This is a genomic window from Herbiconiux sp. A18JL235 (genome assembly GCF_040939305.1).
In the GTDB taxonomy this organism is placed as follows: Bacteria; Actinomycetota; Actinomycetes; order Actinomycetales; family Microbacteriaceae; genus Herbiconiux.
Genome location: NZ_CP162511.1, coordinates 999,554 through 1,014,464, shown reverse-complemented (window position 1 = coordinate 1,014,464; position 14,911 = coordinate 999,554). Strand labels below are relative to the sequence as shown.

Annotated in this window: 12 protein-coding genes; 8 read left to right on the top strand and 4 right to left on the bottom strand. The window is 61.1% G+C overall.

Annotated elements, in window-relative coordinates; genetic code table 11:
* Positions 1 to 26: 26 nt before the first annotated feature.
* Positions 27 to 1,343: a UDP-glucose/GDP-mannose dehydrogenase family protein gene (locus ABFY20_RS04670; RefSeq protein WP_368498778.1), complete on the bottom strand. Its 1,317-nt coding sequence runs from the start codon at positions 1,341 to 1,343 to the stop codon at positions 27 to 29.
* A gap of 305 nt (positions 1,344 to 1,648) precedes the next feature.
* On the opposite strand from ABFY20_RS04670, the gene ABFY20_RS04665 reads away from it, so the two are divergent.
* The 6 genes from ABFY20_RS04665 (at position 1,649) to ABFY20_RS04640 (ending at position 7,978) form a co-directional block, all read left to right on the top strand.
* Complete coding sequence (locus ABFY20_RS04665) at positions 1,649 to 2,440, top strand: glycosyltransferase (RefSeq protein WP_368498777.1); 792 nt, start codon at positions 1,649 to 1,651, stop codon at positions 2,438 to 2,440.
* A 17-nt stretch (positions 2,441 to 2,457) separates the two neighbouring features.
* Positions 2,458 to 3,417: a hypothetical protein gene (locus tag ABFY20_RS04660; RefSeq protein WP_368498776.1), complete on the top strand. Its 960-nt coding sequence runs from the start codon at positions 2,458 to 2,460 to the stop codon at positions 3,415 to 3,417.
* A 28-nt stretch (positions 3,418 to 3,445) separates the two neighbouring features.
* Positions 3,446 to 4,954, top strand: a complete 1,509-nt coding sequence (locus ABFY20_RS04655; protein ID WP_368498775.1) for a hypothetical protein — start codon at positions 3,446 to 3,448, stop codon at positions 4,952 to 4,954.
* Positions 4,955 to 5,142: 188 nt separating this feature from the next.
* Complete coding sequence (locus tag ABFY20_RS04650) at positions 5,143 to 6,462, top strand: hypothetical protein (RefSeq protein ID WP_368498774.1); 1,320 nt, start codon at positions 5,143 to 5,145, stop codon at positions 6,460 to 6,462.
* A gap of 50 nt (positions 6,463 to 6,512) precedes the next feature.
* A complete protein-coding gene (locus tag ABFY20_RS04645) occupies positions 6,513 to 7,376 on the top strand; it encodes a glycosyltransferase family A protein (RefSeq protein WP_368499734.1) in 864 nt (287 codons plus the stop codon).
* Positions 7,343 to 7,978: a YdcF family protein gene (locus ABFY20_RS04640; protein ID WP_368498773.1), complete on the top strand. Its 636-nt coding sequence runs from the start codon at positions 7,343 to 7,345 to the stop codon at positions 7,976 to 7,978. Before ABFY20_RS04645 ends, ABFY20_RS04640 begins: the two co-directional genes overlap by 34 nt.
* A 2-nt stretch (positions 7,979 to 7,980) precedes the next feature.
* Here the strand turns inward: ABFY20_RS04640 and ABFY20_RS04635 are convergent, their stop codons facing one another.
* Complete coding sequence (locus ABFY20_RS04635; RefSeq protein WP_368498772.1) at positions 7,981 to 9,021, bottom strand: hypothetical protein; 1,041 nt, start codon at positions 9,019 to 9,021, stop codon at positions 7,981 to 7,983.
* Positions 9,022 to 9,188: 167 nt separating this feature from the next.
* Here ABFY20_RS04635 and ABFY20_RS04630 point away from each other — a divergent pair, with 167 nt between their 5' ends.
* A complete protein-coding gene (locus tag ABFY20_RS04630; protein WP_368498771.1) occupies positions 9,189 to 9,980 on the top strand; it encodes a polysaccharide pyruvyl transferase family protein in 792 nt (263 codons plus the stop codon).
* Between the two features lie 15 nt (positions 9,981 to 9,995).
* Here the strand turns inward: ABFY20_RS04630 and ABFY20_RS04625 are convergent, their stop codons facing one another.
* The gene (locus ABFY20_RS04625) at positions 9,996 to 12,527 is read right to left on the bottom strand and encodes a right-handed parallel beta-helix repeat-containing protein (RefSeq protein ID WP_368498770.1); all 2,532 of its coding nucleotides are present in this window, start codon (positions 12,525 to 12,527) and stop codon (positions 9,996 to 9,998) included.
* A gap of 94 nt (positions 12,528 to 12,621) precedes the next feature.
* Complete coding sequence (locus tag ABFY20_RS04620; protein WP_368498769.1) at positions 12,622 to 13,500, bottom strand: nucleotidyltransferase family protein; 879 nt, start codon at positions 13,498 to 13,500, stop codon at positions 12,622 to 12,624.
* 143 nt (positions 13,501 to 13,643) lie between these two features.
* Here ABFY20_RS04620 and ABFY20_RS04615 point away from each other — a divergent pair, with 143 nt between their 5' ends.
* The gene (locus ABFY20_RS04615; RefSeq protein WP_368498768.1) at positions 13,644 to 13,940 is read left to right on the top strand and encodes a PqqD family peptide modification chaperone; all 297 of its coding nucleotides are present in this window, start codon (positions 13,644 to 13,646) and stop codon (positions 13,938 to 13,940) included.
* Positions 13,941 to 14,911 lie beyond the last annotated feature (971 nt).

The window sequence follows — 14,911 nt, the reverse complement described above, 5'->3', positions numbered from 1 at the left end:
TAGGGCCACAAACGTACTGACCTAGCTCAGGGACGGCCCATTCCGCGGTAGTCCCATCCCGCAGCTTTCCACTCCGCCGCGTCGAGGACGTTGCGCCCGTCAATGATTCGCTTTCCGGAGACAAGGCTCTCAATGTCGGCCGGCCTCAATGCGCGGTACTGGGTCCATTCAGTCAGAAGAACCACTATCTCAGCATCCCGCACTGCGTCTTCGACTGCTGTCACGAAATGAAGCTGGGGATGCTTGGCCCGTGCGTTCGCGATCGCCTCCGGATCGGTCGCGCTCACGAGGGCTCCGAGACCGTTCAGCTGCACAGCGACATCTAGGGCAGGCGAATCCCTGATGTCATCTGAATCCGGTTTGAATGCAAGTCCCAGAACCGCCACGCGCTTCTCGAAGGCGTGCTGCCCCAACATCTCGACGACGAGGTCGACAACCCTCTGTCGACGACGCAAATTGATCGCATCCACCTCCTTGAGGAATGCGAGCGACTCACCACGACCCAACTCCTCCGCACGAGCACCGAACGCGCGAATGTCCTTCGGAAGACATCCTCCACCGAAGCCCACACCCGCGTTCAGGAAACGTCGACCGATTCGAGCATCGAAACCAATGGCATCGGCGAGTTCTGTGATGTTGGCACCGGTAACCTCAGCGATCTCGGCAATTGCGTTGATGAACGAGATCTTCGTGGCCAGGAAGGCATTGGCCGACACCTTCACCAGTTCTGCGGTGGCGTAATCCGTGACCACCAGCGGCGTGCCTTCGCTGAGCGCTTTCGCGTACACCTCATCGAGTTGAGCCTTCGACGCCGCAGCGTCGTCCGCCTCAGATGCAACACCGTAAACCAAGCGGTCGGGCGCAATTGTGTCCTGCACGGCGAACCCCTCCCGTAAAAACTCTGGGTTCCACGCGAGGCGTGCTGCGGGCTGCACTTCGCGCACTCGCTCCGCCAACCTGGAAGCGGTCCCCACCGGGACCGTCGATTTACCCACAACCAGATCGCCGGGCTTCAGAATGGGCAGGAGCGCCTCGAGTGCGGCGTCGACGTACGTCATATCGGCGCTATAGGAACCCGGCTTCTGGGGAGTTCCCACCGCAATGAAGTGGACGGTGGCTTCGCTCGCGGCAACGATGTCTGAGGAGAAGGAGAGCCTTCCGGATGCGCTTGCCGAGGTCAAGATCTCGGGAAGGCCGGGTTCAAAGAACGGTGCTCTTCCCGCTGCGAGCGCGTCGATCTTTGCCTGATCGACGTCTATTCCAACGACGTCGTGTCCCAGGTCCGCCATCGCTGCCGCGTGTACGGCGCCGAGGTAACCGCAGCCAACCACTGAGATCTTCATCGTGTTTCTCCTACCAAGGGATGTAGTCCAACCACCGCGCTGTGCTGCCAGGATCATTCCTATCAGCTGTGAGGCAGCTCAGCGATTCTGCGCCACAATATAGGAAGCGGACTCAATCCACCCCGCACGCACCATCACGTCGTCGTCGAGGAGAATGCTTGTCTTCCGTTCTGGAAAGTCTTAAGGGCCGAAAGCTGCTTCTAGTGGCATCCACGGGTGGACATCTATCTCAACTCCACAGGTTGGCGGAACGAATCCAACCCGCCGAAGATTCGCTATGGGTGACTTTTGAGAAGCCCCAGAGCGTGTCCCTTCTCGCCAGCACCCGCCACAAGTTCATCGACTACATTGCCCCGCGTGACTACATGGGAGTCGCAAAGGCCTCGCGAATCTTCAGCGCCCTCCTCAAGGAAGAAGATTTCGACGCGGTGGTGAGCACTGGCGCAGCCGTTGCTCTAGCGTCTCACCTGCCTGCACGACGACGTGGAGCGAGAACGATCTATATCGAGAGCGTCTCGCGATTCGATGGGCCATCCCTCACCGGACGGATCCTTCAACGAGTCCCTCACATTGAGCGCTACGCGCAGCATTCAGGCTACAACGTCTCGCGGTGGCGCCAGGAGTTCTCTGTTCTCGATACCTACGCCGCGGACGCCACTTGGCAGCACGACGGGGTTCCGCGATCTATATTCGTCACTCTCGGCACGATCCACCCATACAGGTTCGACCGCCTGGTCGACCGCCTGGTCGAGATCGCTCCGACAAACACGGAGTTCGTATGGCAGCTCGGTTCGACCATTCGAGATGATCTGCCGGGCACGGTGCACAACGAGATGTCGGCGGCTCAGTTCGAGGCGGCCGCATTAGGGAGCGAACTTGTTGTGACCCACGCGGGGGTTGGCACGATAATGGGCCTGCTCGATGTTCGCCGCCCGACGCTGGTGGTACCTCGTAGACGCTCGTTCAAGGAACACGTCGACGATCACCAGCTTCAGATCACGCGCGAGGTTTCATCGCGAGGACTGGCTATAGCGAGTGAGGCCGATCAGATCGACATCGATACTCTGACTCGGGCCTCCGCGACTCGGGTACTCTAAACCTTCAAGGGGCACGTGTGTTCATCAGTTGGATTCGCCATCACGGCCGCAGCGCTGACCTCGCCGCAGCCCTGGATATCCCCGCCATTTTTGTCGATGGCGGCAGTGGAAACGTACTGCGACGTTACCTTCGCCAGTGGAACGACACCCGACAGGCTGTGCGGAGCGGAAGACCCTCGCACGTCATCGTCATGCAGCCACCACTGCCCGCTCTGCTGGCAGTTCTCTCCGTTCGGGAGGGACGGCGCTCACGGCTGATCGGCGATCTTCATACCGGAGCCCTGGAGAACCCCAAGTGGCGATGGGCAAGCGGCATAGTGTTGCGCATTCTCCGCCGCCGAGGCTTTGCTGTGGTCACGAACGAGGAACTCGCAGACAGGGTCTCGGTTCGCGGTACAGAGGCGCTGGTCATGCACGACCTTCTGCCATCCCTGCCCGACACCCTCGACGACACGTTAGACGACCCGAAGCTCGCCGAACTTCGCGCGAAGACGTTCATCCTCGTGCCGGTTACGTACGCGAACGACGAACCGATCGACGCTCTTCTTGAAGCAGCCAGTTCCGGCAGAGATGTCACGTGGGTGCTGACGGGTCGGGCTCCAACCGGTGTCTCATCGTCAGCACCACCGAATGTCTACTTCACCGGATACGTGTCGAATGCCGATTTCCTTCGGCTGCTGAGCTGGTGCAGTGCTGTCGCAGCTCTCACCACTAGGGAATTCACGATGCAGCGAGCGGGATATGAGGCCCTCGGTGCGGGCAAGGCGCTCATCACGTCGAACACGAATACACTCCTGCGCTATTTCGAGGATGCGGCCGTATTCACCGACAACTCGGCACGGAGCATCGCTGACGCCGGGCGGCGTGCACTCGACGAAAGCCGTGCTCTTGCCTTGAAGATGACGAGACTGAGAGAAGCGAAGATCGCCTCCGAGTCGATGGCGCTACAGTCCCTGCGTGACCGCTTGTCAGAATAGGCGGCTCAAATGAGGAGGTGGATCATCCGTGGGCGAATCCCTCCAGCCGCGCGAATCTACCGGCGGTAACGAGAATTCGAGACCGCGTATGACACGGCGAGCTTTCATCACCTGCTCGCTCCTCGGTATCGGAGCCGCGTCAGCTGCCACTGCCGGAGTCGTTCTCGGACGGCCCGTTCATCCGCGATCCTCCGGCGCCGCCCTTGACAAGCTCTCGACGTTTCCTGAGCTGGACGGCACGTTAACTGATGCTACCGGCGTGATCGCGCGCTACCTCCAGGATGCCCAGGGCATCGCCGTGCTGAGAGGCACCTACTATTTAGACGGCCCGGTCGAAGTTCCCCACAACGTGACTCAGTTGGTACTGCCCGCGACGAGCGCGCTCCATGTCCGTGGCAACCACCCTGCGCTCACGCGCATGGGCAAGGTGACGTTCCGAGAAACGACGTGGCGCGACATGCCGGAGAAAACTGTGCGTTTGGACGTGCGGAACTCATCGCTCTATAAGGCTGGAGAGACGGTGCTTCTCTCAGGTGCGAATGTCGTCCCCAACTCGAAAGACCGATACGGGTATCTTCGGCGAGTCACTGCAGTCGACGCGGGCACCATTTCGATCGATGCTCCGCTGCCTCGTACGATTGATGACGTTGCTCGAACGTCGTCCGTCGAACTCGCACCACCCCTGTGGGTCTCGGGATCCGGCCAAATAATGAGCGACGACCCTTCTGCAATGTTTTCGCCGCTGGTCCACTTCTTCGCTACAGAGGGCCCCAAGATCACGGGTGTCAGGGTCGGTCACAGTGGCGCCGCAGGCGTGACGCTGTCGCACTGCATGGGCGGCCTGATCGATTGTGAGATTTCTGATCTGCTTGATGACGGCGAGGCACACTTCGGATATGGGGTGAACATCACTGGCGCAACACGCGACGCGCGCGTGCTGGGCAGGATGTCCCGCGTCCGCCACGCAGTGACGACGAACACCGGGCAACACCTCGGGGGAGTCGGTTACGCGGGCGAGCCGGAGAATTGCTACTTCGCACCTCAAGCGTCGGACTGTTCCAACAAAGCGATCGACACCCACCGAGTGGGTTGGGGAATCGTCATCGTCCCTCATGTCGTCGGAGGCAATGGCGGTGTGCAGGTACGTTCCGACAATGCGACGGTGAAAGGCGGGTCAGTCGAGGGCAGCTCGGGCCCGGGAATCTTTGTGAGTTCAGTAGTCAAAGTACCGACCAGCATCAGCGACGTTTCCGTCAGCGCGCTGTCGGGCGGACAGACCGGGATCCTCTGCAAGGGTCCGGCGGAGATATCTGACGCACGCATCGATTTGACCGGCGGCACAGGCATAGAGATCTTCAACGACAGTACTGTTAGCCGCGGCTCAGTGATAGGAACCCCCGACACGGGGTTGGCGATCAACGGCGTCCGCAACACTGTCGACGGGTTGGCCGTCGGGCCCACGGTGCGCAGACAGTCGGTCGTCGTCAAACCAGATGACAACAACAGGGTTCTGCTCGCCGCAGCGCCAATGAGATAACCTGGGCTAGCAGCAACGACCGAAGACAGGACGGTTTGGGCCCAGTGCCGGGTGTCGCGAGGCGAGAGACGGGGGCTCCAATGAGTACGACGACGAGATCACGAGCATCCCGGAGGCCGCCTCGAATTGACGGGGAGCAGCTGAAGTCGCTGGGGCTCTTGATCGGCACCGCGGTCACCGTGGTTGTCGTGACTGTCGCGATCCTGTCGGGAGGCTCACAGGTCGCGGTTCTTCTCCTCATCGGCTGCTTCGGCGCGGCGTCCGTCACCGCGGCCGTGATGGGGCAGCCGGTCGTGATCATCGCACTTCTCGTCGTCGCGTCTGCAATCCAGCGCGCCGTAGCTGCATCTACCTTGAGTGCGACCGCGCTCTGGCTCGACGACATCGTCTTGGTCGGCATGGTCCTGTACGCCGCCGGACGGATCATGAAGGAGTCATCGCTTCGGGTCAAGCTCGTGGTCGTTGTTCTCGTCCTGGTCCTCGGCGTTGCCGTCGTGAGAGCCCCAGATCTCGGCTTAGGCATCACGCAGTTCCGCCAGATGGCCGTCCCCATGATCCTTGTCCTCTTCGGGATGGTACTGACACGCGAGCAGATCATGAAGGCCGGCCCGATAGTAGTGGCTGTGATCTTCGTCGGTGCCGTCTATGGGCTGTTCGAACAACTTGGTTGGCGCCCTATCGACCCCCTCGGAGTGCTCGGACTCAATCAGTACGCTCACGGCAAGTCGTTCGAGGGCCTGCCGAACTCGTACTACTACTACCCGGCCGACGGTGTACGCCTGGAACGGTCGGGCGGACTGGTGCTCAACCCGCCGTCCTTCGGCATGCTTGTCGGCGCAGGGCTGATCTGGGCTTGGTACACGTTGAAGGGCCACGATGTCGCGAAACTCATCTGTACGGTCGTCTTCCTCGCCGCGGCATTGTTCGCGTTCGGTCGTGGCGGATTCGTCCTGATCGCCCTCGCGGCGTTCCAGCCGTTACTCACCCGCAAGTCAGGAAAACTCTCCTTCCTTGTGGTCGGGGTCGTCCTCGGTTACGTAGCCCTCTCAGAGTTCATCAGCGATGGTCAATCTGCCAAACACGTAGACGGGTTCGTCGGCGGAATCGTTTACGCCATCACTCATCCGCTGGGAGGCGGGTTCGGTACGGCCGGCAACAGCCTCAGTCGAATCGGTCTGGAGAATGAGAGCGGTGCGAACGAGAGCTTGGCCGCTATCTTCATGGCCTCAGTAGGTTGGATAGGTATCGCGGTCATCGCGTTCCTGCTCGTTCGCGGAATTCTCGCAGGTAGGAGCCTTCCCGGTGCTGCACTGACAGGCGCAGTCGTCGTGAGCCTGGTCTCGGAGACCGCAGGTGGCCTCGATGCCACTGGCCCGTTGTGGATTCTGGCCGGGTTCGCTTTGTCACCCCTGTCTCGCGATGCGTCGTTTCCGCCAACTCGCGCGGAACGGCGGCTCATTCGACAATCATCCGCACCCCAGGCCGACCAGATTGGTGCCACCACTTGAGCGCAGCAACCGAGCCTCCTTCTACCCCTGGACAGCCACTTTCGGACGGCGTGTCCTGCGTCATTCCCACACACGGCAGACCGGACTTCCTCAAAGAATCAATCTCATCGGTGCTCGCGCAGACTCACGCGGTGTCGGAGATCTTGGTCGTCAGCGACGACGCAGAGGAGCGCACGAAGGTTATCGTGCAGGAGATGGCGCAGGAGTCCTCGATCCCCATCATCTACGTCGACAACTCGCAAGGAGTGGGCGGAGCGTCTTCGTCTCGCAATGCGGGCGCGAGGCTCGCGTCGGCCCCGAAGTTTGCGTTCCTCGATGACGACGATCTGTGGGAGCCAGAACACCTCGAGGGACTCCTTCGCACCATGGAGGCCAACGACGTTGCATGCGGCGTTGCCTGGCTCATGATGTTTCGCGGCGAGCTCCGTGTGCCTGGGCTCATGATGAAGAACGATCTCCCGGCTCGGGAGGTCGCTTCGATCAATCCGGGCTTCATCGGAAGCAACTTCGTCATCGACGCGGAAGATTTCTGGAGGATAGGCGGGTTCGATGACGAACTTCGCGTGATCAATGACGGCGATTTCATCTATCGGTACCTTCTTGCCGGCGGTACCTATCGGGTACACGAGGCGTTCACCGTTCTTCAGCGGAAGCACTCGGCCGGACAGCTCACAGCGGCGACGGAAATGCGCGCACTCGGACTCGAGAGGTACGTAGAAAAGCACCGCGAGACGCTCACTCTTGCGGACCGCCGATACATGCGGCTGGCGATCAACCGGATTCGTTACCACGCTGCGTCTACGCGCACTAAGAAACTGCGCTACCTTGTCGCCGGTGCACTCAACTCATCACCGAGATCCGTTCTCATCAGCGTTCGCGGATGGAAACAGCGACCAGTCTGGCGTTCGAACTGACGTCTGCGCTGGTGAGAGGATCGCGACCGGCGCGTCTGGCTCGAGCAGGGAGGCGGGCCATCGCCGTGGTCTGCTCTATCGTGCTTGCTGTCGTCGTCATGGCAGGAGTCGGCGTGCCGATCTACGTGCTCCCGCACCTCGATACGCCTACTCGCTCAGATGCCGTCATCGTGCTGGGGCCGCCCACCGTCCAGAGGCTGAAGACGGCGCAGGGGCTCGTAAACGACGGGCTCGCATCGACCATCGTGGTCTCTGTTCCACCCGGGGTGCGGGAGGACGATGCACACCCAAGGGTTCGAGACATGTGCTCGGGCCGATCCACATACGATGTAGTTTGCTTCACGCCGAACCCATTCACTACACAAGGTGAAGCGCGAGCAGCAGAGGCGCTCATGGCCGAGCACAGCTGGGACAGCATCATCGTCGTGACGTCCGTGAGCCATGTCACCCGCTCACGGGTGCTTTTCGATCGGTGCCTCACAGGCGCCCGAACGTCGGAATTCGTGAGCGACCAGCGCGACTATGACCTTGCTCGGTGGATTGCCGAATACGTGTATCAGACAGCAGCCTTCATCAAGGTCGCAGCTGCACAAGATTGCTAAAGCTATGCCCGCTGCTTCTGCGCCACAACGCGATCGTACAATTCCCGATGCTGACGCCCCACTAGCGGCCATTCGCGCTGAGACATATCAGGCGAGTCCTGACTATTGTTCCTTCGGCTCATCGAGAGCGCTGTCTCGAGGTCACTCACTGCCAATTCATCATTGAAGAGCGTGATCCAACGTTCCCCGAACTCAGCTTGAAGCGAGATGTTCGAAGGCGTCCTCGGCGCCAAGACGTGGGCACCGAGGCTCAGCGCGAGGAGAAGCGCCCCGGAGTTGTACATTCGCGTGTACGGGAGCACGACGACTTTTGAGCGCGACACCAGGTCGGTGAGTTGGTCGTCGGGCACGTGAGCCAGAGTGAGAGTCACGCTCCGTAGCCCCGACGCCCGATCGCCTATCTCAGCGGCATACTCAAGGGAGTTTGGCTTACCGACAACAGTGAGGTCGCTGCTGCCGCCGAGCTCGGAATATGCGGCGAGCAATGACTCCAGTCCCTTGTATGGTCGCACCAGTCCGAAGAATAAAAAGTCCCTGTCTCGCTCGCCAGACCAAGATCGGAGCGGTTTGTACCACGGCGAATAGGTGCCGTGCAGGATTGTCGTCGCCGGCAGATCAACGTTCTCGCTCGACCGGTTGATGTACACGCGAGATGAGACGGAGGCGAGAAAGCGGCGAAGGAAGAACCGCTCGAGGCGTCCGCCAGACTCGTGCGGCGACATGTTGTGGACCGTCCAGACGACACGAGTGCCGGTCATGCGGAACTTCCCCAGTAGCAGTATGCCCAGCATGGCAGCTGCTGCGCTCTTGAGTCTCGATGGTCTGCGGACGAGAAGTTCCGGCCAGTGCACGTGAAAGATGTCGACTCGGCCCACGAACGCAGATTTCCACGAGAAGAATCGAACAGAGACTCCTTCGGCCCCCAATGCGGCCACCAGAAGAGGAATGTACGGATTTGTGGCGGGCGTAGGAGACGGAACGGAGAACAGGACCTTCAGCCGGCGGGCCTTCTCGGTCTCTTCAAATGGCGACAATCGCAGCATCCTTCATGTGTCATGACCTGTTCATTCGGTGTCTCATGGGCGCGGAGGGTGCGTATGTCGAGGATACAAGGTGGTCGACATCTGCGGTGTTCCAAGTGATCGGAGCGACCGTCACGGTCCCCTAGTCTGGAACCGGCGCATCAGGACAATCACGAACGGGGGAACGTATGCCGGAGGTCGAACTTGTTCATTGGAATCCGACGCGACAAGTCGTTTCCGGCCGCCTGGGGCGATACCTGCCCAAGCGCCCCGTCAACAACTTCGGCGACCTCTTAGGACCTGTGATCGTCAAACGGATTCTCGAGCAACGCGGAATTGCGCTGGATTCGGCTCCTCGAGCACGCCGACTTCTCGCGGTGGGATCGATTCTGCACTTCGCCGAAGACGGGGACACGATCTGGGGAATCGGTGCCAACGGCAAGCGCCTCGACGACGAGGTCGCCTTTCGTGATCTCGATGTCAGAGCTGTGCGCGGGCCCTTGACGAGGGAGTACCTCGAAGGTCGCGGCATCACGACACCGGAGGTATTCGGAGACCCCGGGCTTCTCGTAGGTGAGCTATGGACTCGTGATGAATTGGCGAAGGGTTATCGATCCAACGACGTCGTCATTTTGCCCAATTTTCACGACTATCGGTCTACGAGGCGGGCACGCAATGTCATCAACCCGAAAGACTCGCTCTGGTCGGTCATCGGTCGTATCGCCGCGAGCCGGCTCGTCGTCGGTTCGTCCCTTCACGCAATGATCATCGCCGAGAGTCTCGGGATCCCGGCTCGACTGGTCGTTTCGGGCACGGAACCCATCTACAAATTCGACGACTACTACAGAGGGACGGGTCGCGCGGGAGCTGAGCCTGCCCCCAACATCAAGGAGGCCATCAAGATGGGCGGGCAGCGACCGATCGACTGGTCACCCGCTCCCCTCCTCAATGCATTCCCGGTCGATTTGTGGACGTCGTGACGTCCTAGGGGGTCATCAGCTAGCGATCAATGGTTGGGTCGACGACGAGGCGCTAGTGAAACCGGCACGCTTCGCGGTGACCTTCGCGACGATTGACTTGGCCTTCCAGGCGCTCATGACCTGAACCCGTGTCGTTGTGAGACCCGACACGAGGGCACCGTTCACGTACCAGGCGACCGTGTGAGAAGTTGCGGAGGGCGACCAGCTGCCGTACGCGACAGTCAGAAATGAACCTACCTTGCCCGTGCCGCTGAGGGAGGGGCGTGTCTTGTTGACGAGCGGCGCAGCCTCGATCGTTATTTTCGCGCTCTCAGCAGTGGAGGCGGTCCAGCCAGGTTTCGATGCGGTGACCTTCGCCGACACCTGCTTCCCCGACCAGTCAGAGCGCACCTGCACACGAGACGTGGTGAGCCCGGAGACGACTGCACCGTTGACGAGCCAAGTGACCGCCCAGCCGCTCGGGTAGGGGTTCCATGAGCCGTTGGAAACTGTGATGAAGGATCCGACTTTCGGCGTACCGGAAATGACGGGCTTGGCGGTATTAGTTATCGCAGCCCCCGCCATACGCTTTGCCGAAGTGGTGACCGACCCGGAAGCCCAACCGGTTCGGGTCGCTGTGACTCTCACCGCCACGGACTTCCCTGCCCATGACGATCGGATTTGAACACGATCCGCGGTCAGCCCAGCCTGTTCGACACCCTCGACGAGCCACGCGTAGCTCCAACTTTGCGCTGCGGGGGTCCAGGTTCCCTTCGTGACACTGAGCCACGTCCCGATCTCCCCTGTCCCACTCATGACGGGGGCTGTCGTGGCTTGAAGTGCTGGGCCCTGGGCCACGGGGACCGCCTCAGAAAGAGAAACTCCTTGCGCATATCCGACACGATCAGCCATGACTTTCACGGTGAGCGTCTTCCCCATGTCGACGCTGATGATGTCGTACTTCGGATGGGTCCTCGCAATGGCACCCGTGATCTCCACGCCGTTTCGGAGCCACGTGTAGGTGAAGACCACCCCGGCAACGTCCCACGAGCCTGTGCTGGCTCGGAGTTGACTCCCTACCGAAGGCGTGCCGGAGATGCCAGGCGCCGTGACAGCTTTCGGCGCGGGCAACGCCTCGATGTCCGTAGGGGGAGAAGGCTCGAACACGTTGTTGGTCGCACCGGAAGCCTCGATGTACGGCGTCGTCACCGATGCGCCCAGCTGAATGCCGCGAACTGTGTTGTTGCTGCCGAGGAATTGCACGCCTACGTTTCCACCGGCGCTGATGGATCCTCCTGTGACCGTCGAGTTATTCGCGAGCACGATGTTGGTGCCGTAGCAGTCACGAATTTTTACATCGGTCGCATTGACGGGCGCTTTGCACAGGAGCGCGGTACCTGAAGCCTTCAGGTTGCTGATGGACACGCCCGAAACGGTCGCTGCCACTCCCACGACGTCCGAGATCGCGATACCTGGGCCCGAGCTCGCGTTGATGGTGCCACCGATCACGCGTGTGTTGTCGGCTCTGATCTGCACTCCACCCTTACCGCCCACGATGTTCGGAACGATTGTCGTGTTCCAGCCGACTCGATGGGTATCGATCGACTTGTCGCTGCAGTTCGACACGACTGGCTCGAAACGACAATCCTCGGGTTCACCCGCTGGGCCGATCCCTGTGACCTGAGGGCCCGCGTTCGTGGTGACTGCGTGCCGCACGCGCGAGATGGTGCCTTTGACGGTCAGCCCACGAGTCGCCCCGGTAACGTTCACCCCGTACCCGAAATAGTCGGTCCCGTCGTCTCGGAGATCTGAAATGGTGCAGTCGATCGCACCGTTGAGCGAGTGAGCCACGTTGACGCCGGTTCCGCCCGAGTCGTGGAGAGACACCCCTTCCACCACGGGGTTATCGACCGCGAAGAACGCGATAAGCGGACTCCTCGAAACCAGGGGGTCTGTACTCAGAATCTCTCCCGCTCCCCAGATCCGCACCGACGGCGCAAGAGACACGGCCGCAGTTCGCGGCTGGAGCGTCATCGGTCTCGGAATGGCCTTATCGAGCGCGACTTGACTACCGCTGACAGCGGAGACTCGTCGGAGGTATCCGTACTTGTCGGGTGATTTCGGCACGACGTCGTAAGTCGTCACCAAAATGTACTCGCCGACCTTGTAGGCACCCGGCGACGCTGCGACGACACCCGTCGCGTCCTGGGCAACATTGGACGCCAGGAGTTCACGGAATGTCACAGTGCCAGCCCGAGTCAATCCCGCATGATTCCCGCGCACTTTCAAGCGTGACCCACTAGGGATCTGCAAAGACGTCACGGAATGCGGTAGGGGTAGCTCAGCATCAATGAAGTAGTCGCCGACGATTGTGGCGTTCGAACCAGCGCCCGCGAGATAGCGCGCGAGGGCTGCAGTCGCGTCAGCGCTCGTACCCGATAGCTCGGGAAGAGTCGAAAGCGTCGCGGCACTGACCCTCATCGGAGGTGCGACTGCTTCGACCGCGATCGTCGCGGCACCCAAAACCGAAGCAGACAAAAAAATTCGTCGAGAAAATGCACTATTCATATTTGGTGACCCCAATCACACTTCTCTGATCGTACGTCACCTCCGCGGAATCCGCACAGATGACTGTCGCCAGACTTCCGGTGGAGCACCAATGTCAGGAGGCTGACCCTCTTGTCCTGACCTTCTGGATGGCAATCCTCATCACACCGTTAGCGCCCTTGAGCAGACGACGCAGTCGCGCTATGAACAAGTGGGCGCGATCATCAGGCGCGTCCGGATGATCTTGAAGGTACAGCTCACGCGGTGGCCAGATGATCATCCAGAACTCATGCGCGCGAGCGCGCCGCGGTGTCTTGGTCAAGAACTCGAGCCACTGGCCAGTTCTCGAATGATGAGCGCGGCGACCGTCCCATGCGCGCAACGCACGAGGATCGGGGGCGAAACCCGTCAGCGTCTTCACTCCGAGAGCTTCAAAGAGAGGCGCCAGGGTTTCGTTGGCACCGACGATGCTGGCCAGTCGCCTCACCGCCTCGATCAGCTCTGCGTCGTCTTTCACACGGTCGATCAGCTGATCGAGCTCACTCTTCCGCGCAACGTCCCAGATCTGTCGAAGTGAGTGCAGCGCCAGGATCACCACGCTGGCGGCTCGCCCGGTGGCCTGAACTTCTCGCCCTGCAAGCGAGACTTCCGATCGTGTGCGCCACAGTTCACCGAACACCACGTCGTCGGGTGCCAGCATTCCTGGGAAGCGGACGTGAATATCGATGTCGCAGGGCCACGCGTCGTGAATCAAGGTGAAGGAATGGCTACCCACCCTCTCGAGAAACCAGCTCGGGCCCCGTTCATGCCACCCCTGATCACCGAGGAGATCCACAAATCGCTCGGCGTCTGATTGCGGAACCCAGACGTCGATGTCGGCGTAGATCCGCGGGGCTCGCAGACCCTGAGCGGCAAGAACAGGGCCTTTGATGACGAGCAGCTCGATCGACGCGCGTGCAGCCACATGGGAAGCCAGGGCTGCAGCAAGCTCCACGGCGACCGACTGGGGAAGGAGATGTGTCTCCAAGGGCTACCGCAGAACCTGGTGACAGCGAAAACGAGGCGCCTCACAATGTACCCCGCTCATCGCCTCAGGCTAGCGCATCCTCGTTATGAGTTCCTTGGTAGCCTCAGGAGATGCCCACGAGACCGGACTCTGCAGCGATGGTCCGGTGGAGGCAGTCACAGACGGTGGCGAGCGTAACGACGCCAGATGGTGTTTACGTACTGCAGGTGGATTCAAAGAACCCGACACCGGTGCTGATCAGCGGCAGCGGACTGACGATTTGGGAATGCTTGGTTGTCTGGTCGACGGTCGAAGAGATCGTCGGCACGATAACGTCCGCATTCGGGGTCGAACACGAGGCTGCGCGTCTCCAGATCACGTCGTACCTCGGCGAGCTGGGGTCACGCCTACTCGTCGAACGGGAGTGAACGCGCGCCCGGGGATGCAGTCCGAATAACGCTCTGGTCGCTCTTCGCATACGCCGCAGGGAAGCCCAGACGCAAATCCGGGGTTGCGCTCGCAGCCATGCGGGGAGCGGACCACGAGAAAGTAGGCCGTACAGCGGATTCGAGCCGTGAAGTCATCTGAGTCGGCAGCGCGAGTCGTTCCAGAATGCTGGCACCCACCGTCGCCTTTCGAAGCGGCGCCCCGTCGAATACACCACTCAAGCCCAGCTGGGGTTCCCGTGCCGGAGAGGCATTCGAACGTTTCGAGGCGGTGAATGGCCACGCAAACTGCGCGGCGGACGCCGGAGCGGCAGCTCCGCGAGTTCGCTCCCGCCCACCCAGATCGAGTTTTATGTCGGGAACCACATCGACGACTCGATTCGTCAGAAGACCAGAGATGTCGAGGGCGCGAGGTGGCGCGTTATGAGTCCGCCGCGTCGATCTCACGAAGTCGGAATCAGTGGGTGCAGCCGAGACAAGGATTGACGAACGGAGTCTGGCGATCCTCCACCGAGAAATAACGAACGATACTGCCGCTAAAGCAACGACGAGGCCGGCCGCTATGCCGCCCAGGATCAAGGGCAGGAGATCCCGGGCGGCCCCGGTCGATGGCGGGTAGAAGGGTGCGAAGATGTCAACTGCGGGAATAGGTGTCGGCGTCGGGGTCGGTGTCGGCGTTGGAGTCACCACAGGTGGCGGAGCAATCTGCTCCTCCTCCGATGGGCCCTCGTAGTACTCCTCTGCCGGCTCTTCGATAGGCTCCTCAGGAAGGGCGGGCTGAACCGGGGCCTCAGTTGGTTCATCGGGCACCGGCACGGGTACCTCTGTCGGCTCGGGCGCGGGCGGCTCGGATGGCTCAGGCGTCGCGGTCGGTTCGGGTTCCGGCACGGCAGTGGGCTCAGGCGAAGGTACCGGCTCCTCAGGAGCCACTGTAGGCACCACGACCTCTACGG

What these genes read in the sequence shown, in the direction of transcription:
- ABFY20_RS04615 (WP_368498768.1), top strand. Translation starts at nt 13,644, where the DNA reads ATGCCCACGAGACCGGACTCTGCAGCGATGGTCCGGTGGAGGCAGTCA.
- ABFY20_RS04640 (WP_368498773.1), top strand. Translation starts at nt 7,343, where the DNA reads ATGGAAACAGCGACCAGTCTGGCGTTCGAACTGACGTCTGCGCTGGTG.
- ABFY20_RS04630 (WP_368498771.1), top strand. Translation starts at nt 9,189, where the DNA reads ATGCCGGAGGTCGAACTTGTTCATTGGAATCCGACGCGACAAGTCGTT.
- ABFY20_RS04625 (WP_368498770.1), bottom strand. Translation starts at nt 12,527, where the DNA reads ATGAATAGTGCATTTTCTCGACGAATTTTTTTGTCTGCTTCGGTTTTG.
- ABFY20_RS04635 (WP_368498772.1), bottom strand. Translation starts at nt 9,021, where the DNA reads ATGCTGCGATTGTCGCCATTTGAAGAGACCGAGAAGGCCCGCCGGCTG.
- ABFY20_RS04670 (WP_368498778.1), bottom strand. Translation starts at nt 1,343, where the DNA reads ATGAAGATCTCAGTGGTTGGCTGCGGTTACCTCGGCGCCGTACACGCG.